Annotated in this window: 21 protein-coding genes; 13 read left to right on the forward strand and 8 right to left on the reverse strand. The window is 70.6% G+C overall.

Annotation, left to right across the window (positions count from 1 at the left end; translation table 11 throughout):
• Positions 1-148: 148 nt before the first annotated feature.
• Together GT755_RS12590 and GT755_RS12595 are read left to right on the forward strand one after the other, a co-directional pair.
• Positions 149-607, forward strand: coding sequence for a SixA phosphatase family protein (locus tag GT755_RS12590; protein ID WP_328794320.1), 459 nt, complete (start codon positions 149-151; stop codon positions 605-607).
• On the forward strand, positions 591-2,666 hold the full coding sequence (locus tag GT755_RS12595) for an FUSC family protein (protein WP_161479883.1): 2,076 nt from the start codon (positions 591-593) through the stop codon (positions 2,664-2,666). Before GT755_RS12590 ends, GT755_RS12595 begins: the two co-directional genes overlap by 17 nt.
• On the opposite strand, the gene serB is transcribed toward GT755_RS12595, so the two are convergent.
• Positions 2,650-3,870, reverse strand: a complete 1,221-nt coding sequence (gene serB, locus GT755_RS12600; protein WP_030456208.1) for a phosphoserine phosphatase SerB — start codon at positions 3,868-3,870, stop codon at positions 2,650-2,652. The genes GT755_RS12595 and serB overlap by 17 nt on opposite strands.
• A 145-nt stretch (positions 3,871-4,015) precedes the next feature.
• On the opposite strand from serB, the gene GT755_RS12605 reads away from it, so the two are divergent.
• On the forward strand, positions 4,016-4,744 hold the full coding sequence (locus GT755_RS12605) for a GNAT family N-acetyltransferase (protein ID WP_161479884.1): 729 nt from the start codon (positions 4,016-4,018) through the stop codon (positions 4,742-4,744).
• Complete coding sequence (locus GT755_RS12610; protein ID WP_161479885.1) at positions 4,741-5,622, forward strand: lysophospholipid acyltransferase family protein; 882 nt, start codon at positions 4,741-4,743, stop codon at positions 5,620-5,622. The genes GT755_RS12605 and GT755_RS12610 overlap by 4 nt, the downstream gene beginning before the upstream one ends.
• 53 nt (positions 5,623-5,675) lie before the next feature.
• Here GT755_RS12610 and GT755_RS38570 read toward each other — a convergent pair whose 3' ends face one another.
• On the reverse strand, positions 5,676-6,314 hold the full coding sequence (locus GT755_RS38570) for a hypothetical protein (RefSeq protein WP_202609917.1): 639 nt from the start codon (positions 6,312-6,314) through the stop codon (positions 5,676-5,678).
• Between the two features lie 206 nt (positions 6,315-6,520).
• Between GT755_RS38570 and GT755_RS12625 the strand changes: the two genes are divergently transcribed.
• A complete protein-coding gene (locus GT755_RS12625; protein ID WP_161479888.1) occupies positions 6,521-7,426 on the forward strand; it encodes an ABC transporter ATP-binding protein in 906 nt (301 codons plus the stop codon).
• Positions 7,423-8,469 carry an ABC transporter permease gene (locus GT755_RS12630; protein WP_161479889.1) on the forward strand — a complete coding sequence of 349 codons (1,047 nt, stop codon included), beginning with the start codon at positions 7,423-7,425 and terminating at the stop codon, positions 8,467-8,469. Before GT755_RS12625 ends, GT755_RS12630 begins: the two co-directional genes overlap by 4 nt.
• A 60-nt stretch (positions 8,470-8,529) precedes the next feature.
• Here the strand turns inward: GT755_RS12630 and GT755_RS12635 are convergent, their stop codons facing one another.
• The 3 genes from GT755_RS12635 to GT755_RS12645 all read right to left on the reverse strand — a co-directional run bounded on the left by GT755_RS12635 (position 8,530) and on the right by GT755_RS12645 (position 10,806).
• Positions 8,530-9,069: a DUF11 domain-containing protein gene (locus GT755_RS12635; protein ID WP_161479890.1), complete on the reverse strand. Its 540-nt coding sequence runs from the start codon at positions 9,067-9,069 to the stop codon at positions 8,530-8,532.
• A gap of 100 nt (positions 9,070-9,169) precedes the next feature.
• Positions 9,170-10,147: an S-adenosylmethionine:tRNA ribosyltransferase-isomerase gene (locus GT755_RS12640; RefSeq protein WP_161479891.1), complete on the reverse strand. Its 978-nt coding sequence runs from the start codon at positions 10,145-10,147 to the stop codon at positions 9,170-9,172.
• Positions 10,144-10,806: an SDR family NAD(P)-dependent oxidoreductase gene (locus GT755_RS12645; protein WP_161479892.1), complete on the reverse strand. Its 663-nt coding sequence runs from the start codon at positions 10,804-10,806 to the stop codon at positions 10,144-10,146. Before GT755_RS12645 ends, GT755_RS12640 begins: the two co-directional genes overlap by 4 nt.
• A gap of 91 nt (positions 10,807-10,897) precedes the next feature.
• Here GT755_RS12645 and GT755_RS12650 point away from each other — a divergent pair, with 91 nt between their 5' ends.
• Positions 10,898-12,010 carry a GAF domain-containing sensor histidine kinase gene (locus tag GT755_RS12650; RefSeq protein ID WP_161479893.1) on the forward strand — a complete coding sequence of 371 codons (1,113 nt, stop codon included), beginning with the start codon at positions 10,898-10,900 and terminating at the stop codon, positions 12,008-12,010.
• On the forward strand, positions 12,007-12,609 hold the full coding sequence (locus GT755_RS12655; protein WP_161479894.1) for a response regulator: 603 nt from the start codon (positions 12,007-12,009) through the stop codon (positions 12,607-12,609). The genes GT755_RS12650 and GT755_RS12655 overlap by 4 nt, the downstream gene beginning before the upstream one ends.
• Positions 12,610-12,667: 58 nt before the next feature.
• Here the strand turns inward: GT755_RS12655 and GT755_RS12660 are convergent, their stop codons facing one another.
• A complete protein-coding gene (locus GT755_RS12660; protein ID WP_161479895.1) occupies positions 12,668-13,351 on the reverse strand; it encodes a hypothetical protein in 684 nt (227 codons plus the stop codon).
• Between the two features lie 120 nt (positions 13,352-13,471).
• On the opposite strand from GT755_RS12660, the gene GT755_RS12665 reads away from it, so the two are divergent.
• On the forward strand, positions 13,472-16,216 hold the full coding sequence (locus GT755_RS12665) for a WD40 repeat domain-containing serine/threonine protein kinase (RefSeq protein ID WP_161479896.1): 2,745 nt from the start codon (positions 13,472-13,474) through the stop codon (positions 16,214-16,216).
• Here GT755_RS12665 and GT755_RS12670 read toward each other — a convergent pair.
• Positions 16,213-16,938: a hypothetical protein gene (locus GT755_RS12670; protein WP_285585972.1), complete on the reverse strand. Its 726-nt coding sequence runs from the start codon at positions 16,936-16,938 to the stop codon at positions 16,213-16,215. The two genes, GT755_RS12665 and GT755_RS12670, sit on opposite strands and share 4 nt — an antisense overlap.
• A gap of 60 nt (positions 16,939-16,998) precedes the next feature.
• Between GT755_RS12670 and GT755_RS12675 the strand changes: the two genes are divergently transcribed.
• From GT755_RS12675 to GT755_RS12690, 4 genes are all read left to right on the forward strand, one after another.
• Positions 16,999-17,787: an ABC transporter ATP-binding protein gene (locus tag GT755_RS12675; protein WP_030456193.1), complete on the forward strand. Its 789-nt coding sequence runs from the start codon at positions 16,999-17,001 to the stop codon at positions 17,785-17,787.
• A 76-nt stretch (positions 17,788-17,863) separates the two neighbouring features.
• Positions 17,864-18,805, forward strand: a complete 942-nt coding sequence (locus tag GT755_RS12680) for an SPFH domain-containing protein (protein WP_161479897.1) — start codon at positions 17,864-17,866, stop codon at positions 18,803-18,805.
• Between the two features lie 89 nt (positions 18,806-18,894).
• Positions 18,895-19,641, forward strand: coding sequence for a sulfite exporter TauE/SafE family protein (locus tag GT755_RS12685; RefSeq protein ID WP_161480046.1), 747 nt, complete (start codon positions 18,895-18,897; stop codon positions 19,639-19,641).
• 41 nt (positions 19,642-19,682) lie between these two features.
• Positions 19,683-19,910 (forward strand): hypothetical protein, encoded by a 228-nt coding sequence (locus tag GT755_RS12690; protein ID WP_030456190.1) that lies wholly within the window; start codon positions 19,683-19,685, stop codon positions 19,908-19,910.
• Here GT755_RS12690 and GT755_RS12695 read toward each other — a convergent pair.
• Positions 19,894-20,802: a Rieske (2Fe-2S) protein gene (locus GT755_RS12695; RefSeq protein ID WP_161479898.1), complete on the reverse strand. Its 909-nt coding sequence runs from the start codon at positions 20,800-20,802 to the stop codon at positions 19,894-19,896. The genes GT755_RS12690 and GT755_RS12695 overlap by 17 nt on opposite strands.
• Positions 20,803-20,841 lie beyond the last annotated feature (39 nt).

The raw sequence follows: 20,841 nt of genomic DNA on the forward strand, positions 1-20,841 counted from the left end.
GGGCCCGCCCCACGTCCATAGACTCGACTTTCATGAACGACAAGGGTGGCCGCGGCCTGGCAGTCATTCTGCTCGGCATGGCTCTGATGTTCGCCGTGATCGTCGGCCTCGCCATGTGGGCGATGCCCTGAAACGGGGAGTTGACCGCGTGAAGAAGCTCATCGTGTTGCGGCACGCCAAGGCCGAGCACACGCCCGGCGTGCTCGACTTCGACCGCGTGCTGACCAACCGTGGCGAGCGCAACTCCCGCGAGGCCGGTGAGCTGATCGCGCGGCTGACGCCCGACCTGATCGTGGCGTCGCCGTCGGCCCGCACCCGGCTCACGGCCGAACTCCTCGGGCTCGAAGGGGTGCCCATCGAGTTCGAGCGGGACGTCTACGAGGCCTACACCGACGACCTGATCGAGATCGTCCGGCGGACCGATCCCGAGGTCGACACGCTGGTGCTGGTCGGGCACAACCCCTCGGTCCACGACCTGGTCGTGCAGTTGTCGGGGCCGCAGACCGAGACCTTCAAGCCGGGGGCGTTCGCGGTGATCGAGCTGCCGGGGCCGTGGGAGGAGCTCGACCTGGGCACCGGCACCCTGGTCGATGGCCACCAGCCTTAGAGACCGCGGCCTCGCCGTCGGCTACGGCCTCGTCGGCGCGGCCGGATTGCTCATCCCGCTCATCGTCGGGCTGGCCGCCGGACACCCCGCCAAGGGCGGCGTGGTGGCGCTCGGCGCCTTCCTGGTGACCATCAGGGCCAACCCCGATCCGCCGGGTGTACGTCTGCCCTTCATGCTCGCCGGCGTGCTCGTGCTGGCCGCCGGGTCGGTGCTGGGTGCCCTGCTCGTGGGGCAGGACTGGTTGCTGGTGCCCGTGGCGACGGCGGCGGCGGCGCTGGCCATCCGGTTCCCGGTGGTGGGCTTCACCGCGCCGCTGGCGCTGCTGCTGACGGCGGCCAACCCGCTGCCGGTCGACCCGGTCCCCCACCTGGTCCTCCAGGTGGTCGGAGGGTTGCTGGCGGCCTTCCTGCTGACGTTGCCGTGGGCCTGGCGGCGGACCCGGCCGCTGGCCGCGACCCTGGCCGAGGCCTCCGGCCTGCTGGCCGACCTGCTCGACGCGACGTTCGACGGCGAGCGCCGGGAGGAGCTGCGCGACCAGGTCGCGGCCGCCCTCCACAGCGCCCGCACGGCCTGCGCCCGGCACCGGTGGGAGCGCCGCTCCCGCGACGCCGAGCGGGTCACCACGGCCCTGCGGAGGGTCTTCTACGAGGCCATCACGCTGCGCGAACTCGCCGAGGCGGCGGGCCTGCGCGCGGAGATCGAGCCGCTGACGGCCGAGCTGGCCGCGCGCACCCGCGCCCTGTTCCAGGACGACGTCGAGATCGTCGAGGTCGACTTCGCCGCCCGCGTCGACGAACTGCGCGGCGAGCGGCCCGACGACGAGCGGACCCTGCTGCGGCTGGTGCTGCTGCGGCAGGTCGACCACGCCGCCACCCGGATCAGGGCCACGCTCGACCAGGCGAGGATGCCCGCGATGAAGCTGAGGTCGGGGCTGATCCCGATCCCGCGGCTGCCCGTGGAGAGCCCGGTCACCGACGCCATCATGATCGTTCCGAGATCCCCATCGATGCGCCTGACCAGGGACGACCCCGGCTTCCGGCATCTGCTGCGGGCCATGCTCGGCACCGCCACGGCGTGCGTGATCATCGCGATCTTCACGCCGGAGCACGCGCAGTGGCTGGCGCTGGGCGTGCTGCTGACCATCCAGCCCACCTACGGCGAGACCCTCGACAAGGCAGGAGCCCGCGTCGGCGGCAGCATCGCCGGGGCGCTGGTCGCCGCCGTGGTGCTGGTGATCGCCCCCGGGTACGGCTGGCTCGCCGCCCTGATCGTGGTCAGCGCCGGCCTGGGATTCGGCCTGTACGCCGTCCACTACGTCTACTGGGCCACGTTCATGACCATGTGCGTGCTGCTGCTGATCGACATCCAGGCGATCCAGACCTGGGAGATCGCCGGGTTCCGGATCGGGCTGAACGTGCTCGGCGGGGCCATCGCGCTGGCCTGCGTGCGGCTGCTCTGGCCGCGCGGCGAGGCGGTGCGGCTCCGGCGGCGGCTGGCCGACCTGCTAAGGGCGCACGCGTTGGCAGCCCGCACGCTGGCCGAGACCACCCGCGGCAGACGGCCCGAGGGGTCGGCCGAGCTGGCCATCCGGCGGGCCGCCGACATGGCCGACGCGGTCGGGCAGGGCATCGCGGCGATGGCGCACGAGCCCGGCGCGGGGGAGACGGGGCACGTCGCCGAGTTGCTCGAAGAGGTGACCAGGGTGCGCGACGGCCTCATCACGCTGACCTCGGTGTTGCGGGAGGACCCGGGCAACGACGTCGGCCCGGCTCCGGCCGTGCTGCACGCGGTGGCCGATCGGCTGGAGGGCGGGGCGGTGGCCGTACAGGAGGGAGAGCCCTACCAGTCACAGGGTGACGTCGACCAGACGCTGTCCGACCTGCGGAAGTGGCTGGGAGAGCTGGCTCTGCGACGGCTCGACGAGCTGAAGACCGACCCGGTCGACTCCCGCACCGAGGTCAGGAGGGCCCTGCTGCACGCGGCCGCCGCCGACCACGCGCTCAAGGCCCTCGCCGACGACTCGGCGCGGGTGGTGACCCTGGCTACCGGAGACCGGTGAGGCCGTCTTCGGCGTCGGCCGCCTCGACCTCTTCGCGGGAGATGCCGAGCAGGTAGAGGATCGAGTCGAGATAGGGCACGTTCAGCGCGGTGTCGGCCTTGGCCCGGACCACCGGCTTGGCGTTGAAGGCGATGCCGAGCCCGGCGACCTCCAGCATGTCGAGGTCGTTGGCGCCGTCGCCGACCGCGACCGTCTGGCTGACCGCGATCCCGGCCTGGGCGGCGAAGCGTTCCAGGGCGCGGGCCTTGCCGGGCCGGTCGACGATCTCGCCGACGACCTTCCCGGTCAGCCGGCCGTCGACCACTTCGAGGGTGTTGGCGGCCGAGTAGTCGATGCCCAGGTCGGCCACCAGCGTGTCGGTGATCTGGGTGAACCCGCCGCTGACGATGGCGAACTTGTAGTCGAGCCGCTTCAGCGTGCGGACCAGGGTGCGGGCGCCGGGAGTGAGCACGACCTCCTTGGCGACCTTCTCGAAGACCTCCTCCGGCAGGCCCTCCAGCAGCGCGACCCGGCGGATCAGCGACTCGGCGAAGTCGAGTTCGCCGCGCATCGCCGCCTCGGTCACCCGGGCCACCTCGTCGAGGTTGCCCGCGTGACGGGCCAGCAGTTCGATGACCTCGCCCTGGATGAGGGTCGAGTCGACGTCCATGACCACCAGGCGCTTGGCGCGGCGGAGGATGCCGGTGCGCTGCACCGCCACGTCGACCTGCTGGTGGCTGGCCTCGATGGCCAGCTCCGACCGCAGCGTCTTCGGGTCGGCGCCGGAGACGGCCATCTCGATGCAGGTGACCGGGTAGGACGACAGGCGTTCGATGCGGTCGATGTTGGCCCCGCTGGCGGCGATCCGGCCGGTGATCCCGGCCATCGCGGCCGGGGTGAGCGGGTTGCCGAGCACCGAGATGTGCAGGCGCCCTCGCCTGCGGGCCTCCTTGGAGGCCGTCCCGGTGGTGAGTTCGAGGTCCATGTCCAGGTCGGCGGCGACCTGCTCGATTGCGGTCCACAGGCCGCCGATGGTCTCACCGGTGCCCTTCGGTTTGCCTCCCGCGTAGGCCACCAGGACGCCCAGCGTCAGGCGGCCGCGGATGACCACCTGCTCGACGTCGGCGACGGTCACGGGGAAACCGGAGAGTACGGAGAAGAGTCGGGAGGTGACCCCAGGGCGGTCAGGACCGGTGAGCGTGATCAGAAGAGTGCGCTGTTTCATCCCGGATCTCTGGGCGTAGGACGGTTCCGTCGCCTCAACGCTACTGGGCCTGGTACCGGGGCCGTACACCAGGTTCACCATGCGGACGCCGACACGCCCGAAAAGTGAGAGATCTTCGTCACTTCCTCATGTCGTCATTTCAGTCATGAAGACTGAGAGGGAACTCCACCTCACGGACGCCCGCGGACGGTACTCCGTCAGCCTCGCCACCAGCGCCGCGGACGTCCAGGCGGCCCAGCGGCTGCGCTACGAGGTGTTCGCCGGGGAGATGGGCGCGCGGCTCGACTCCCCGGTGTCCGGGCTCGACGCCGACCGGTTCGACGCCTACTGCGACCACCTCATCGTGCGTGCGGGCACCGAGGTCGTCGGCACCTACCGGATGCTGCCCCCGGGGCGGACCGACCGGATGTACTCCGACGGCTACTTCGACACCGGCCGGCTGGCGGGCGTCCGCGACGGCCTGGTGGAGGTGGGCCGCACCTGCGTGCGCGCCGACCACCGGGGCGGTGCGGTGATGGGCCTGATGTGGGCGGGCATCGCCCACTACATGGTCGGCGGCGGTCACTCCTGGCTGGCCGGATGCTGCTCGGTGCCCCTCGACGACAACGGCGCGGCTGCGGCCGGCGTGGTCGCCAACATCGACCTCGGGCCGGAGGAGTACCGCGTCACCCCGCGCAGGCCGTGGGTCGGCGGCGTCCCGCCGGAGCGGTTCGTCATCCCGCCGCTGCTGCGCGGCTACCTGCGGCTCGGCTCGTGGATCTGCGGCGCGCCCGCCCACGACCCGGATTTCGGCACCGCCGACTTCTTCGTGCTGCTCTCGCTGGCCAACGTCGACACCCGCTACCTGCGGCACTTCCTGGGAGAGGCGGCATGACCATCACGGCGCCGGTCAGGGCGCTCACGCCCTGGTTGCCGCTGGCGCCCTGCGAGCCGGACACCTGCGTGGCGCCCGCCCGCCGTCCGGCCGGGGTGGTGCGCCAGGCGGCACGGCTGACCGGCGCCGTCGTCGTGCTCATGGCCGGGGTCGTCTTCGCGGTGTTCGCGCGGCGGCTTTCGGCCGAGACCCTGGCCCGGGTGACCATGGCCTGGTCGCGGCTGCTGCTGCGGGCCCTCGGCATCAAGGTCACGGTGGCCCAGGGCTTCGCCTTCGTCGGCGGCGCGGCCGTGGCCGTCAAGACGGTCTCCGACGGGGCCGGCGCCCTCATGGTGGCCAACCACATCTCCTGGCTCGATCCGCTCGTGATGGCGGCCGTCATGCCCGCACGCCTGCTCGCCAAGAGCGAGATCGCCCGCTGGCCGCTCATCAACACACTCGTCGCCGGCTCGGGCGCCATCTTCATCGACCGTGAACGGCTCAGCCTGCTGCCCCGCACCGTCGGCGAGGTCACCGTGGCTCTGCGCGCCGGCGACACCGTGGTCGCCTTCCCCGAGGGCACCACGTGGTGCGGCCAGAGCATGGGGGGTTTCCGCCCGGCCCTGTTCCAGGCCGCCATCGACGCGGGCGCGGCCGTCCGCCCCGCGACGATCCGCTACCTGGAGGACGACGCCACCTCCGCCCGGCCCTGTTACGTCGGCGGCGACTCCCTGATCGGGTCGATCACCCGGGTGGCCGCGACCAAGCACATGACCGTCGAGGTGACGATGTTCCCCCCGGTCGCCGGGACCGGCCAGACGCGGCGGTCCCTGGCCGGAGTGGCCGAGGCACAGGTCAGGACCGCCCTCGGCACGTCGTTCACCGGCCCGCACTCGTAAACGAACAGGCGACCAGGCCATGAGGCCTGATCGCCCGTCCTCCTACTTCACGATCAGCCGTTCGGCGGCGTGTGGTTCACGAACGGCGAGCAGTTGCCGGGCCACGCCGGGTTCATCCCGGTGCCCGGAGTCGGACGGACCCGGCACGCCGTCTGCCAGATCTGGCCGGTGGCGGTGACGACGGTGACGTGCACGTCACGACCCATCCGGGCCAGGGAAACCCCGGTCACGTTCCCGGGGTAGTTCTGCACGGTGCCGAGGCTGTGCCACGTCGGGACCGTGCGCGGGTCACGGATCAGCGTGGAGCCGTTACCGGGGGCGTAGCCGATGAACTTCAGGTTGCCCTGGAACACGGTGTCGATCGAGCGCGCGGTACCTCCGGGAGGTCCGGGAGGTCCGGGAGGTCCAGGCGGTCCGGGCGGTCCGGGGGGGCCGGGACGGCCCTTGCAGATCACGCACGGCGGCTTGGGCTTGTACTTGTAGTGGTGGTAGCGGTCGCAGCTCCAGTGGTTGCAGCTGGACGTCTGCGCCTCGGCCACGTACTGCGGCGTGACCGGCTGGACCTCGCTCGCCTGCGCCGGCGTCGCCATCGCGAGGAGGCCGCCGGCCATCAGCGCCGCCGTCGCCACGGCGGCCGCGAGGGACCCCTTGGCCGGCGAGCACGAAGACCCGATCTTGAGTCGGTGAATCACTGTTTTTCCTTTGGGTTGTCTGAGAGAAGCGCCCCGTACGTTCGGCCTCGCAGGGGTGCAAGATCAGAAATACCCGTCGACGCATGTGAATCCTGTGACGTCGGTTACCGATAGTGCAAAATCCACACTCAAGGGCTGGAGGGGGCTTCTGGGGCAGGTTGGGGCGAATCGCCCGTCGACCTTCATACGTGGGTAGTCTTCGCCCCATGGGGTCCACGATCATCGTCAATGATCTGCGAAAACACTATGGTCAGGTGCGCGCCGTCGACGGCGTGTCGTTCTCCGTCGAAGAGGGCGAGTTCTTCGGCATCCTCGGCCCGAACGGCGCCGGGAAGACCACCACCCTGGAGATCGTCGAAGGCCTCCGCGAGGCCGACTCCGGCGCCGTCGAGGTCCTCGGCATGCGTCCCTGGCCCCGCAACCCCAAGCTGCTGACGCGCATCGGCGTACAGCTGCAGGCGACCTCGTTCTTCGAGCGGCTCACCGCCCGCGAGCAGATCAGGACCTTCGCCTCCCTGTACGGCGTCGCCGCCAAGAAGGCCGACGAGATGCTCGCCCAGGTCGGGTTGGAGGACAAGGCCGACACCCCGGCCGAACGGTTGTCGGGCGGTCAGGGGCAGCGGCTCTCCATCGCCTGCGCGCTCGTCCACGATCCCGACATCGTCTTCCTCGACGAGCCGAGCGCCGCCCTCGACCCGCAGGCCCGGCGCAACCTGTGGGACCTGCTGCGCCAGATCAACGACAACGGCCGCACGGTCGTGCTGACCACCCACTACATGGACGAGGCCGAGTCGCTCTGCGACCGCGTCGCCATCATGGACGACGGCCGCGTCCTCGAACTCGGTCCCCCGGCCTCCCTGGTCAGGGGCCTGGAGTCGGTCACCAGGATCAGCCTGGAGACCGGCACGCTCAGCGTCGAGTCGGCCGCCGAGATCGCCGGCCCCGGCGCCTCCGTCGACGACGACGGGGTCTCGGTCACCATCGGCACCGACGACCCGGCCCGGGTGCTGACCGCGCTGGCCGAGCGCAACCTGCTCACCGGCATCCAGGTGCGCGGCGCCACCCTCGAAGACGTCTTCCTCAACCTCACCGGACGGGAGTACCGCGCGTGACCGCCTTCACCTCCCTGTCACGGGCGATGTTGCTCGGGTGGTTCCGCGACAGGTCGGCCCTGTTCTTCTCCATCCTGTTCCCGCTGATGTTCCTGGTCCTGTTCGGCGGCATCTTCAGCGACATGGGCACCTCCAAGATGGCGGTCATCCAGGTCGGCAGGGTGCCGCTGCTGGAGCAGAGCGCGGCCGGGCTGGGCGACGTACTGGAGATCCAGAAGAGCGACGACCCGGCCGCCGCGCGGGAGAAGGTCAGGGAGGGCGACGTCGTCGCGGCGATCAGTCAGCAGGGCGACACCCTCCAGGTCTCCTACTCGGCCGCCGACCAGGTGCGGTCGGGCACCGTCCAGGGAGTGCTGCGGCAGGTCGTCACGCAGGCCAACGCCGTCGGGGTGCCGCAACGTTTCACGATGACCGCCCAGCAGGTCGAGGACGACTCGCTCAAAGCCATCCAATACGTCACGCCCGGCCTGCTGAGCTGGGCGATCGCCATGGGCGCCGCGTTCGGCGCGGCGGCCACGCTGGTCACCTGGCGGGAGAAGCGCATCCTGCGCCGGTTGCGGCTGGCCCCGGTCGCACTCGGGTCGGTCGTCGGCGCCCGGGTCGGCGTCAGCGTCGCCATCGCCCTGATCCAGACCGCGATCTTCCTGGTCGTCGCCTCGTTGCCGTTCTTCGGGCTGCAGTTGTCGGCCTACTGGTGGATGGCGATCCCGCTGGTCGTCGCGGGCACCCTGACGTTCATGGCGATCGGCCTGGTCGCGGGCGGGCTGGCGAAGTCGGCCGAGGCCGCGTCGGGCATCGCCAACCTGATCGTGTTGCCGATGGCGTTCCTGTCGGGCTCGTTCATCCCGCTGGACGCCGCGCCCGGCTGGCTCCAGACGTTGTCGAACGTCTTCCCGCTCAAGCACCTCAACCAGGGCCTGCTCGATGTGATGGTGCGCGGCCAGGGGCCGTTGTCGGTGCTGCCCGAACTGGGCATCGTGCTGGCGTTCGGGCTGGTCATCGGCCTGATCGCCATGAAGGTGTTCCGCTGGGACAGCGTCTAGAAAGCGGCGACCCGCCGTCGCGGCCACGACGGCGGGTCCTGGGGGTGCCTTGGGGTGCCGCTACTTCTTCTTGACCACCGCGGTCTTGACGGTCCGCATCATCTCCCAGCCCTTGAGGTTCTGCTCGCGCAGCCGGGCCCGGTCGAGGTTCTCCGCGCCGGCGGGGATGTCGTACACCCAGGCGCCGACCTTGCCGGTCTGGGTGCCCTTGGCGGTCTTCTTGAGCTGGAACCGCAGACTCACCCAGGTGGAGTCGCCCACCTCGAGGATGAAGTCGTTGGGGCAGAAGAAGTTCCGTCCGTCGATGTAGCACTTGAGCTCGTCGCCGGAACCGTAGGAGATCTTCTTCTTGAGGTCGACGTGCGGGGGCAGGACCCCGCCGACGTCGAAGTAGTCGGCCGCGTGCGGGCCCTTGTTGGTCACCTCGAAGGTGTAGGTGACGTAGCCACCCGGCTTGGCCTTCTTGGTGTACGACAGCTTCGTGATCTTGAACAGCGACCACGGGTCGTCGGCGGTGGTGGCCGAGGCGGAGGCCGGGGCGACTAAGGCCGCCGCAGCCAGCAGGGCGACCCCCGCGATCGCGCGCGTGACAGTGCGCATGTGTTGTGTTCTCCCAATGAACAGACGGGGAGAGAGAAGGAACCCCCGTGATACTCGAGAGGATTTCCTACCATTCCCCGGCTGAACTTCGAAAGATCTTTTATGCGTCGATTCGGTGCGTTCCAAGGATGAGGTGGACATCGCCGAACTCGTGCCACAGATAGCCGTTGTCGAGCGCGGCCTCGTACGACTTCATGACGAGATCGGCGCCCCCGACGGCCGACAACATCATGAGATGCGTGGACCTGGGCTCGTGCAGCCCGGTCAGCAGCGCGTCGACGACCTGGGGCGGGTGTTCCGGCGAGACGATCCGCGACGTCCAGCCCTCGTCGTGGGCGGTCTCCAGCGCCCGGACCACCGTCGTGCCGACCGCGACGACCCGGCCGCCGTTCTCCTTGGTCATCGCGACGAGCCGCCGGGTGGCGGCCGGGACGTCGAACCGTTCGGCGTAGGGCGGTTCGTCCTTCTCCGGTGAGGCCACCCCCGTGTGCAGGGTGACGGGCGCGATCGTGATCCCCCTTGCGACCAGGTCGGTGACCAGGCGGGTGGTGAACGGCCGCCCGGCGCTGGGCATCTCGGCGCTGCCCGGGATCCGGCCGAACACGGTCTGGTAGTCGTCGATGGGCCAGTCGCGGTCGACGTAGGAGTAGCGGATCGGCGTGCCGTGCCGCTGCAGGTAGCCGATGACGTCGGTGTCGAGCCGGGCCTTCCACAACCGGGGGGTGGAACGTTCGACCAGCCGCAGCGTGGCCCCGCCCGGGAGCGGCAACCACTCGCCCGGTGCGCCGCCCCTGTAGGTGGTGCCCTCCGGGCGCCGGAGCTCGACCAGCCACTCTCCCCAGGGCAACTCGGTCGAGAAGTGCACCCAGAGCCGGTCGAGCTTCACGGCGGCCGGGAGGGTGCGCGAGTTGTTGACCACGACCAGATCGCCGGGGTCGAGCAGTTCGGGCAGATCGGTGAAGGCGTGGTGGGTGATCGCGCCGGTCCGCCGGTCGGAGACCATGAGCTTGACCGAGTCGCGGGCCTCGGGCGGCCGGTGGGCCTCGTTGACCGACGGCAGGGCGAAGTCGATGCTCATGCCAGGCTCCCCCGGGTGTGGCGTCCGCTGGGCCGGCGCTCGGCGACCAGCTTGACGATCAGCGGCGCGACCTCGTCGGGGAGCGGCGCCTCGCCCGCCTCCTGCGGCCCGATCGCGTCGGCCAGCATCCGCGTCCGCATCTCGCCCGGGTCGAACCACCAGACCGCCACGTCCCGCTCCTCGACGGCCAGCACGTTGGAGATCTGCTCCAGCGCGGCCTTGGAGGCGCCATACCCGCCCCACCCCTCGTAGGCCTCGACGGCGGCGTCGGAGGAGACGTTGAGCACCGCCCCCTTGCGCCGGCGCAGCGCGGGCAGTACCGCCTGCGTCAGCGCCAGCGGCGCCACCACGTTGGTCTCCAGCAACTGCCGCAGGACCGGGACGGGATAGTCGCCCAGCGGCGGCAGGGGCACGGCTCCCAGCCCACTGGCGTTGTTCACCAGCAGATCCAGGTCCGGTACGGCCTCCGCCAGCCGCTCCCGATGCGCGGGATCGGCCACGTCGCCCGGAATCGCGGTCGCGCCGAGACGCCCGGCCGCCTCGGCGAGGTCGTCGGCGCCCCGGGCGGTCAGGGTCAGGCGCCATCCGTCCTTGGCGAGCTCGGTGGCCAGCGCCAGCCCGAGCCCTCGGGAGGCCCCGGTGATCAGTGCGTTCTTCATGCCGTCAACGCTAGGAACGCGGGCGTTCCGGCACATCGGGCCCGAGACCCGCCGGACCTAGGCCTTCCGGGCTAGGACTTAGGGTTGCAGCATGCGGGATAGTCAGGACGCGCTGCTGAACGCCGTCAGCGCCGCCGTCCTCGCGGTCACCCGGCACCTCTCCCCGCGGGAGGTGCTGCAGGTCATCGTGCGGTCGGCCCGGGAGCTCCTCGACGCCCGCTACGCCGCCCTCGGCGTGCCCGACGACGACGGGTCGTTCGCCGAGTTCGTCGCCGACGGCATCACCCCCGAGCAGTGGGCGGCCATCGGGCCCACCCCGCGCCAGCACGGCCTGCTGGGCGCGATGTTGCGGGAGGCCACGCCGGTCCGGCTCGGCGACGTGCGCCGCGATCCCCGCTTCGACGGCTGGCCCAAGGCCCATCCCATCCTGAAGGACTTCCTCGGCGTCCCCATTCAGGACGGCGACCAGGTGCTCGGCATCATCTTCCTGGCCAACAAGGCCTGCGGCCCGTTCACCGCCGACGACCAGGACGTGCTGACCCTCTTCGCCGCCCACGCCGCCATCGCGCTGACCAACGCCCGCCTCTACGAACGGGGGCGAGAGCTGACGGTCATCGAGGAGCGCCAGCGCATGGCCCGCGAGCTCCACGACGCCGTCACGCAGAAGCTCTTCTCGTTGCGGCTCACAGCCCAGGCCGCGAAATCGCTGGTGGCCACCGATCCCGAACGGGCCGCGCGGGAGCTCGACACCGTCCAGCGGGTGGCCGGTGAGGCGCTGGCCGAGCTGAGAGAGGTCATCGTCGAGCTGCGGCCGGCCGAGCTCGACAGCCACGGGCTGGTCGAGACGCTGCGCAAGAACGTCGGGCTGCTCGACCGGCTCCACTCCGCGACGGTCAGCTTCGAGGGACGTTTCGACGGCGACCTCCCGGCCGAGACCGAGGTCGCGGTGTTGCGGGTCGCCCAGGAGGCCCAGCACAACGCGCTGCGCCACTCGGGGTGCTCGTCGTTGCGGGTGCGGCTCTGGCGGGAGCACGCCGACCTCGTCCTGGAGGTCGTCGACGACGGCGACGGCTTCGACGGCGAGCCCACCAGGGGCCTGGGGCTCGCGTCGATGCGCGACCGGGCGGCCGGGGTCGGTGGCAGGCTTGACGTGATCTCCCGGCCGGGGGCCGGGACGACGGTGAGGATGGTGGTGCCAACATGATCCGGGTGCTGATCGCCGACGACCATCCGATCGTGCGCCAGGGCCTGCGCACGTTCCTTGAGGTCCAGGGTGACATCGAGGTCGTGGCGGAGGCCGGCGACGGCGCCGAGGCGGTCAAGCTGGCCCGCGCCCTGTCGCCCGACGTCGTGCTGCTCGACCTGAAGATGCCCGTGCTCGACGGGCTGGGCGCGCTGGCCGAGCTCGACGGGGCCGCCCGGGTGATCGTGCTGACCTCGATGACCGAGCGCGGCGACGTCTCCCCCGCGATGCGGGCCGGGGCGGCGGGCTTCCTCTACAAGGACGTCGACCCGGCGGCGCTCGTGTCGGCCATCAGGGCCGTCCACGGCGGGCAGGTCGCGCTGGCCCCCGAGGCGGCCGAGGCGATGCTGACGCCCACGTCGGAGGCGGTGGCGCTGACCGACCGGGAACGCGAGGTGCTGGCGCTGATCGCCGGCGGGCGGTCGAACCGGGAGATCGCGCGGGCGCTCGACGTGGCCGAGAAGACCGTCAAGACGCATGTGTCCAACGTGCTGATGAAGCTGGGCGTACAGGACCGGACACAGGCGGCCCTGTACGCCGTGCGGCACGGATTGGCCTAGAGCGAGACGCGGACGGCCGGAGGCCGGCCGTGTCTCGCGTCGTGAATCTGCCCTGGGTTCACGTGCCCTTCTTGCGGTTGCGCGTGGGGGCGCGATCGGGCTTCGGCGGGGGCGGGGGCGGCGGCACGTAGACCTGCTTCGTGCTCTTCTTCGTCTTCTTGACCGAGGGGGCGACGATCTGGGTCTTCACGGTCTTGGTGTAGATCCAGCCCTTGATGCCCAGCTCGCGGAGGCGCTTCTCGTCGAGGTCGCCGGCGCCGGTCGGCACGTCGAAGGTGATGCCGCCGAGCTTGGCGGTGGCGGTGCCGCGGGTCTTCTTGTTCAGGGTGACCTGGATCGTCAGCCACGTCGTGTCGGTCTGCCAGTCCTCTTCCGGGTTCGGGTAGAGGATGGGCGGCGGCCAGCACCAGAACTCGTTGCCCTCCCACGTGCACGTGGTGTTCTTGGGGCCGTTCCACTTCAGGGTGCTGATGATGCCCTTCGGCAGGATGCCCCCGATGTAGTAGTAGTCGGCGCTGTGCGGGCCGACGTTGGTGATCTCGAAGTAGTAGGTGATCTTGGCCCCGGCCTTCACCTTCTTCGGATAGACGACGTTGTGCACCTTGAAGGTGGCGAAAGGAGCCTTCTTCGCGGTGACGCCCTTGGCGGCGCTCGCCAAAGCGGGCGCGGCGCTCGCGGGAACGCTCACCGCGAGCGGCCCTAAGAGCATGAGTCCGGCGACGATGCCGGAAGTTCGGCGCATGGAATTCTCCGTTGGACAAGACATGGCAATCCCCGTATGTCTAGACCATTATCACTTTGGAACGGTTAAGCACTACTACACTTCGCGTAGAGTTGATCGTTTGTACGGGGGAGCACCGTCGTGCCGCAGACTTCGCCATTACGGCCTGGCGACCCAACTGAGCTGGGGGTTTACCGCATCGATGCGCGCCTTGGGGAGGGCGCGCAGGGTGTCGTGTACGCCGGGACCGCACCCGACGGGACCCCGGTCGCGATAAAACTGTTGCGCGTTACGGACGCAATCGACGCCGACTCGTTCCTTCGCGAGGTCTCCGCCGCGCGCCGCGTCGCGCAGTTCTGCACCGCTCAGGTCATCGGCGCCCACATGGACGGCGACCGCCCCTACATCGTGTCCGAGCTCGTCGACGGCGTCTCGCTGCAGCGGGTCGTCCAGCAGGAGGGCCCCCGCACCGGCGGCAACCTCCACCGGCTGGCCGTCGGCACCATCACCGCCCTGGCGGCCATCCACCGGGCCGGGATCGTCCACCGCGACTTCAAGCCGTCGAACGTGCTGCTGGCGCAGGACGGGCCGCGCGTGATCGACTTCGGCATCGCGCGGGCGCTCGACTCGTCGTCGACCCTGTCGAGCGGGGTGGTCGGGACGCCGGCGTACATGTCGCCCGAGCAGATCGAGGCCAAGCGCGTCGGGCCGCCGTCCGACATGTTCAGCTGGGCCGTGACGATGTTCTACGCGTCGACCGGGCGGCCCGCCTTCGGCCACGACAGCCTGCCCGCCGTGCTCTACCGGGTCATGAACGACACCCCCGACGTCTCGACGCTGCCCGACCTGCTGCGCCCCATCGTCGAGGCCAGCCTCGACAAGCAGGCCGAGAACCGCCCGACCGCGAGCGAGGCCCTGTTCGCCCTCCTCGACCACCAGGTCGACGACGACCTCGACAAGTCCCTCCTGGCCGGCCTCAACGCCGCCTCGAAGAAGAAGGACAACGCGCCGCCGGCGGAGAAACCCGCGTCCGCGCCGGTCACCCCGGGCTTCGCCCCGCCCGACCCGCAGGCGCCGCATCTGCGGCCACCGGGCGAGGGCTTCCCGCCACCTGGCTATCAGGCCCAGCCGGGATATCCGCAGGGCCCGGGCCAGAGTTTCCCGCCACCCGGTTATCAGGTCCAGCCGGGGCATCCGCAGGGCCTGGGCCAGAGCTTCCCACCACCCGGCCATCAGGGACAGCCGGGCCACCCGCAGGAGCCGGGCCAGAGTTTCCCGCCACCCGGTTATCAGGTCCAGCCGGGATATCCGCAGGGGCCGGGCCAGAGTTTCCCGCCTCCGGGTCATCAGGCACAGCCCGGCTATCCGCAGGCCCCTGGATACCCGCCGCCCTACCAGCAGCCGCAACCGGGGCAGAGCTTCCCGCCGCCGGGCTACCAGGGTCCGCTCGGACCGCACCAGAGTTTTCCGCCGCCCGGATACCAGCCGCCGGCCGAGCCGAAGGCCAAGGGCAAGGCGAAGGCCAAGCCGAAGTCGAAGTCGAAGGACGTGGCGACGTCCAAGGACACACCGCCGCCGCCCCTCGACGCCGACGCGACCACCTACCACCCCCGTCCCGATCCCACCGGCGGCTGGCTCGGCGAGGCGCCGCCCACGAAGAGCAGGGCGGGCCTGGTCACCGGGGTCCTGGTCGGCGTGCTCGGGGTGGCGGCGACCGCGCTGTTCCTCGTGCCGAACCTCTTCGGCGACGAGGACGAGCCCGAGAAGATCCCCGTCGCCGCCCAGGGCGGGGTCACCGACGCGCCCGTGACCCAGCTGCCGAGCACCACCACCTCGGCCTCGGTCCCGTCGCCGGCGGCGGCCTCGTTGTCGCCGACCACCGCGCCGTCACCGTCGCCCAGCCCGACGCCGACCGTGGCGCCGGTGCCCGAACTCGGCAAGCAGGACGGCGGCTCCCTGGCCGGCCACCGGAGCTCCATCTACTCCGTCGCCGTCGGCGGCGACAAGGACAAGCCCGTCGTCGTCACCGCCAGCGTCGACCGGTCGGTCCGGATGTGGAGCGCCGAGTCGCACAAGGCGCTCGGCAAGCCGATCTACGCCCACGGCGACTGGGTCTACGCCGTCGCCACGGCCGAGGTCAACGGCCGCCCGCTCGCCGTCACCGGCAGCCGCGACGGCTCGGTCCGCGTCTGGGACGTCGAGAAGCGCAAGGCCGTCGGCGGCGGCCTGTGGGGCCACGGCGACTCCGTCTACACGGTCGCCATCGGCAAGGTCGGCGCCAAGTGGGTGGCCGCCTCCGCGGGCGCCGATGGCCGCATCAGGTTGTGGGACCTGAAGACCCGTCAGCCCATCGGCGGCGGCATCAGGGCCCACAAGAACGTGATCAACTGGCTGGCCTTCGGCCAGGTCGGCGACAAGACCGTCATCGTCTCGGCCAGTGAGGACAAGAGTCTCAAGGTCTGGGACGCCTCGTCCGGCAAGCAGTACGGCAAGACCTTCAGGGGCCACGGCAAGCCCGTCTACTCCGTCACCACCGGCGAGGTCGACGGCAAGGCCGTCGCCATCTCGGGCGGCCAGGACAAGAAGGTCCGCGTCTGGGACCTGAAGACCGGCAAGCAGGTGGGCAAGAGCCTGACGGGCCACAAGGACAACGTCTACTCGGTGGCCTACCGCGAGATCGGCGGCCACCCGATGGCGGTCTCCGGCTCCACCGACGGCACGCTCCGGATGTGGGACCTGGAGGAGTCGGAGGAGGCCGGCAAGCCGGTGAAGGCCCACGACGGCAAGAACGTCTACTCGGTCGGCTTCGCCGACGTCGACGGCGAGACGGTCGTCGTCTCGGCCGGGGAGGACAAGCGGGTCAGGTTCTGGAAGCTGGAGGACTAGGCGCGGAGTTGTTCGAGGATCGCGTGGTGGGCGGCGACCCGCGCCCGGCGTACCGCATGATCGAGGGCCTTCAGCGCCTCGCGGCGCGCGGTGACCTGACCGGAGGTCAGCCCGCGCTCCTCGGCCAGCCGCAGCGCGAGCGAGAGGCGGGCCGCGAGGTGGCCGACGCGGTGGGCGCGGCCGGGGTAGCCGGGCGCCAGCGCGCCGTCGACGTGGTCGAGCGCCGGGAAGCCCTGCATGGGCCCGTCGACCGAGGTCAGCGCGTCGGTCGCCGACCGCATCGCGGCCGACAGGGCCCGCTCGGCGTCGGCGAGCTGCGGCACGTCGGCGTCGGCGACGTGGGCGTCGTGGACGGTCCACCGGATGCCCGAATAGGACGAGCCGCGCCGGTCGGGGGAGGGCACCAGCCCGAACCGCCGGGTGCCGAGCACGGCGATGACGGCCTGCCCCGCTTCGAGCGCGGCGCCGTTGAAGACCGGCGGCCCGGTGAGGCCGAGAAGGTCACCGGGGATGGGCAGCGCCAGCCGGAACGACGACAGTCCGGTCGCCCGCAGTTCGGCGAGGAAGACGCGCAGCGGCGACTCGCCAGTGATATCCGTCACGATCTGGGGACCGGCCACCCGCTCAAGGGCGTCGACGGCGTCGTCGAGACCGGCGTGGCCGGTCAGCCAGGCGTTCCCCCAGGAGACCAGGGCCGCGGAGATCGGTGAATCGGTGCGCACCCCAACCACGATAAGGCAATAGATTTTACGCGGACGGATTCGGACGTGAGGGGGATCGTCGTGGGCGGTCAGGTGCTCAACATGCGTGGCGTCGCCATCCGGCGCGACGGCGCGATCCTGGTGCGCGACATCGACTGGGCGGTGGCCGAAGACGAACGCTGGGTGGTGATCGGCCCCAACGGCGCCGGCAAGACCACACTGCTGCAGATCGCCGCCGCGCTGCTGTTCCCCACCGACGGCCACGTCGACATCCTGGGCGAGCGCCTGGGGCAGACCGACGTGTTCGAGCTGCGTCCGCGCATCGGCCTGGCCAGCTCGGCGCTGGCCGAGAAGGTCCCGCCGGAGGAGAAGGTCATCGACCTCGTGCTGACCGCCTCCTACGCCATCCTGGGCCGCTGGACCGAAGAGTACGACTCCCACGACGTCACCCGCGCCGTCGAGCTGATCGACCAGCTCGGCTGCGCCCACCTGATCCGCCGCCGGTTCGGCACCCTGTCCGAGGGTGAGCGCAAGCGCGTCCAGATCGCCCGTGCCCTCATGCCCGACCCCGAGCTGCTGCTGCTCGACGAGCCGGCCGCCGGGCTCGACGTCGGCGCCCGCGAAGATCTGGTAAGGCGCCTTTCCCAGCTCGCGCAGGACCCGAAGGCGCCGACGATGGTGCTCGTCACCCACCACGTCGAGGAGATCCCGGCCGGGTTCACCCACGCGCTGATGCTCCGGCACGGTTCGATCGTCGCCCAGGGCCCGATCGACTACGTGATGACCGGCGACAACCTGTCGAAGACGTTCGGGGTGCCGCTGGGGCTGGAGAGGAACGCGTCCGGTCGTTGGTACGCCCGGCCATTCTGATATTTCGTTCTTTTTCCTCTTGTAAAGCGTCGTCCAAATATCATTCACTCCAGTCGTCACAGACTGGAGTGGACGCATGACCCAGCTCGTCATCACCCTCGTCGTGGTCTTCCTCGCCGCGTTCGCGCTGGCCCGGACGATTCGCATCGTGCCGCAGGCGACGGCGAGAATCGTCGAACGGTTCGGTCGATATCACCGCACTCTGAACGCGGGACTGAACATCGTCGTGCCGTTCATCGACCGCATCAAGGTCGAGGTCGACCTGCGCGAACAGGTGGTGACGTTCCCTCCCCAGCCGGTCATCACGTCCGACAACCTGGTCGTCTCCATCGACACGGTCATCTACTTCCAGGTGACCGATCCGAAGGCGGCGACGTACGAGATCGCGAGCTTCATCGTCGCGGTCGAGCAGCTGACCGTGACGACCCTGCGCAACGTGGTCGGCGGAATGGACCTCGAACGCACGCTGACCTCCCGCGAGGAGATCAACACCGAGCTGCGCGGGGTGCTCGACGACGCGACCGGCCGCTGGGGCATCCGGGTCAACCGGGTCGAGCTGAAGGCCATCGACCCGCCCGCCTCCATCCAGGACTCGATGGAGAAGCAGATGCGCGCCGACCGTGACAAGCGCGCCGCGATCCTCACCGCCGAGGGCAACAAGCAGTCGGCCATCCTCACCGCCCAGGGCGAGCGCGAGGCGGCCGTACTGAAGGCACGCGGCGAGGCCGAGGCCGTGGTGCTGCGGGCGCAGGCCGAGGCGGAGGCCCGCGCGATGCGGGCGAAGGGCGAGGCCGACGCGATCGGCATGGTCTTCAAGGCCATCCACGACGGCAACCCCGACGAGCGGCTGCTGGCCTACCAGTACCTGACGACACTGCCGCAGATCGCCAAGGGCGACGCGAATAAGTTGTGGATCGTCCCCTCGGAGATGGGCAAGGCCCTGGAGTCCTTAGGAGGCCTCTTCCAGCCCCAGAGCAAGCCCGACAAAGACCTCCCCGTCAAGCCTCCCGCGACCTGACCGGAAGTCCCGCCCCCGTGTCCTGAGCTCGGGCCGCTGCCGCCTAGGATTCCGTCAGCCGGTACGAGATGAGGATCTGTGACACCGTGTTGACGGCGTGGGAAGCGGCCGCGGTGTTCGCGGCCGGGATCGGGGCGGGCGGCATCAACGCCGTCGTCGGCTCCGGTTCGCTGATCACGTTCCCGACGCTGCTCGCGGTGGGTTATCCGCCGATCGTCGCGAACGTGTCCAACAACATCGGGCTGGTGCCCGGCGGCGTCACCGGCGTGCTCGGCTACCGGGCCGAGCTCCGGGGGCAGCGCGCCCGGCTGACCAGGCTCGCCGCCGCCTCGGTCCTGGGGTCGCTGGTCGGCGGGTTCCTGCTGCTCCGGCTCCCGGCCCAGGCCTTCGACGTGATCGTGCCGGTGCTGATCGCCATCGCGTGCGTGCTGGTGGTCATCCAGCCCTGGGTGGCCGGCTGGATCTCCCATCGCCGCCGTTCGGAACACGGCGGGCCGTGGCTCTGGCTGGGAATCTTCGGGGCCGGCATGTACGGGGGCTACTTCGGCGCCGCCCAGGGGGTCGTGCTCATCGGGCTGATGGGGGTGTTCCTCGACGAGGAGCTCCAGCGCCTCAACGCGGCCAAGAACCTGCTGTCGCTGCTGGTCAACTTCACCGCGGCGGTGCTGTTCGTGGTGATCGCCGAGGTCGACTGGACCGTGGTCGCGCTGATCGCGCTCGGTTCGGCGATCGGCGGATTCGTGGGCGCCCGGATCGGGCGGCGTATTCCCGCGCCCATCCTGCGGGGGGTGATCGTCGTGGTGGGGATCACGGCGATCGTGAAGTTGTTGGCCTGATTTATGCGTACAAATTATCGAAAACGGGTATGAAACCCCATGTGAAAGGGGATCGCGTAGAAATCGTCATCGACGCCGGAGGAACCCCCCGCACCTACGAGGTCATCGCGACGAAGGCCGGCCGCCGGGTCGAGGTGACCACCGGCCGGGGTGTCGTCGAGGTCTCCGAAGTGACCAGGAACGGAACTCCGGTCCGCACCGCCCGGTTCATGCAGAGCCGGGTGCTCGCCCTGGTGGAGCACCCGATCGACGCTAACGAGCCGGCCTGACCTGAACCACGCCGTCGCGGCGCACCCTCGTCTCGAACGAGGGCTGCCTCGCCGTCGCCGGGCCGTGGATCACCGCGCCGTCGGCGATCCGGAACACGCTGCCGTGCCACGGGCACACCACGCACGGCTCGCCGTTCTCGATCGTCACCCGGCCCTGGTGCAGCGGCCCGGCCAGATGGGAACACCCGTCGGCCAGCACCGTCACGCCCTCGCCCAGCCGCAGCACGAACAGGTCGATGTAGCCCAGGCGGCGGGCGACGGGCCGCCCGTTGGGCAGGTCGCTGATCGGGCCGAGGTCGTGCCAGCCGGTCGGCACCAGATGGCTGACCTGCTCGGCGTGGTTGGCCCCCGCCGCGAGCCGGTAGGCCAGGTGGCCGCCCAGGTAGGCGCCGGCGCTCGCGGCCATCAGGCCCGCCGTCGCGAAGAACCGCCCGGCCCTCTCGCGCCCGGCGATCCGGAACGCCAGCGAACCGGCGTAGAAGCCCACGGCGGCGGCGTTGGCGATGGCGTGCACGAACCCGACCCGCTGCTGCTCACGGTGCAGGGCCGACCAGTCGGTGACCCCCGCCGCGGCGGTCGGCAACGCGGTCGCCAGGCCGGCGGCCAGAACGGTTCGGGCGGCCATGGGGTCGGACTTGGTCGCGTCGAGGATGGCGGTGGCCACGAAACAGCCCACGGCCACGGTCGCCAGCGGCGGGTGCACCGGATGGCCGATCGGCACGCCGTGGAGCGCGTCACGCACCCAGCCGGGCCCGATCCGCGATCTGACCGCCTTCGCGAGCCCCCTGATCGGCCGGTCGAGCGCGGTCGCGTGTTCGAGCCGGTCGAGGAGATCGCCGCCGCCATTGCCGATTTTGCGTGGCTTCGCGGACTTCTCGGTTGATCTGTCCATCGATGTCACCCCCTGACACGACGTACCCGGCCTGTCAGG

This window comes from Herbidospora solisilvae (assembly GCF_009901565.1).
Taxonomy (GTDB): Bacteria; Actinomycetota; Actinomycetes; order Streptosporangiales; family Streptosporangiaceae; genus Herbidospora; species Herbidospora solisilvae.

Coding starts and splice junctions, on each gene's coding strand:
- GT755_RS12595 (WP_161479883.1), top strand. CDS start 591: ATGGCCACCAGCCTTAGAGACCGCGGCCTCGCCGTCGGCTACGGCCTC.
- serB (WP_030456208.1), bottom strand. CDS start 3,870: ATGAAACAGCGCACTCTTCTGATCACGCTCACCGGTCCTGACCGCCCT.
- GT755_RS12605 (WP_161479884.1), top strand. CDS start 4,016: ATGAAGACTGAGAGGGAACTCCACCTCACGGACGCCCGCGGACGGTAC.
- GT755_RS12610 (WP_161479885.1), top strand. CDS start 4,741: ATGACCATCACGGCGCCGGTCAGGGCGCTCACGCCCTGGTTGCCGCTG.
- GT755_RS12625 (WP_161479888.1), top strand. CDS start 6,521: ATGGGGTCCACGATCATCGTCAATGATCTGCGAAAACACTATGGTCAG.
- GT755_RS12635 (WP_161479890.1), bottom strand. CDS start 9,069: ATGCGCACTGTCACGCGCGCGATCGCGGGGGTCGCCCTGCTGGCTGCG.
- GT755_RS12640 (WP_161479891.1), bottom strand. CDS start 10,147: ATGAGCATCGACTTCGCCCTGCCGTCGGTCAACGAGGCCCACCGGCCG.
- GT755_RS12645 (WP_161479892.1), bottom strand. CDS start 10,806: ATGAAGAACGCACTGATCACCGGGGCCTCCCGAGGGCTCGGGCTGGCG.
- GT755_RS12650 (WP_161479893.1), top strand. CDS start 10,898: ATGCGGGATAGTCAGGACGCGCTGCTGAACGCCGTCAGCGCCGCCGTC.
- GT755_RS12655 (WP_161479894.1), top strand. CDS start 12,007: ATGATCCGGGTGCTGATCGCCGACGACCATCCGATCGTGCGCCAGGGC.
- GT755_RS12660 (WP_161479895.1), bottom strand. CDS start 13,351: ATGCGCCGAACTTCCGGCATCGTCGCCGGACTCATGCTCTTAGGGCCG.
- GT755_RS12680 (WP_161479897.1), top strand. CDS start 17,864: ATGACCCAGCTCGTCATCACCCTCGTCGTGGTCTTCCTCGCCGCGTTC.
- GT755_RS12695 (WP_161479898.1), bottom strand. CDS start 20,802: ATGGACAGATCAACCGAGAAGTCCGCGAAGCCACGCAAAATCGGCAAT.